At 52.6% G+C, this 570-nt stretch carries 1 pseudogene; it reads right to left on the bottom strand.

The window, feature by feature from the left end:
* Positions 1–570, bottom strand: a pseudogene (locus tag ACK8OT_RS19250) (IS91 family transposase); the annotation flags it as partial.

Here is a 570-nt window from a genome sequence, read left to right as displayed (position 1 = left end):
AGCTTCAAGCATTCTGGCGCGCACACTTTGGCCAGTGCAAAGGCGTTAAACAAGTAATCTTTTTTGCCTTTGTGCCACTGTTTTTTGCTGGTGTCATAGCGACCGCCGGCCACTAAGATATGCAGGTGCGGATGCAGATTACGCTGCCTACTGTGGGTGTGCAGCACTGAAGTGAAGCCTAGCGCGCCTTGGTTTTGTCTGGCAGCAAAGTCTTTGAGAATTTGCGCGCTGACTTTAAACATCAACGGGTAGAGCTGGCGAGCATGAGACTTAGCCAGTGCCCTTAACTCATAAGGCAAGGTGAAGGTAACCATAAAGTAGGTGGTGGGAAGTAGTTTACTTTGTTGGCGCCACAACCATTGCGATGCCGTTTGCTGTTGGCATTGCGGACAAAAGCGATGGCCGCAGGATAACGGGGTGGAGTCATGATGTGGGCAATGACGACATTGCCACTTGGCGCTGCCTTGCTGCTGGGTTTGACAGCGCAGCATGGCATGAATGGCGCGGCGCATGTCGTTGCTGAGTGGGTAATGCTGGCGCAGTGCATCCTGATGTTGGCGCAGCAATTCA

It is taken from the genome of Motilimonas thetidivivens (assembly GCF_046452435.1).
In the GTDB taxonomy this organism is placed as follows: Bacteria; Pseudomonadota; Gammaproteobacteria; order Enterobacterales; family CBDFNC01; genus Motilimonas.
Note: the sequence above shows the minus strand (reverse complement) of the source record. Positions and strands in the feature narration are given on the sequence as shown.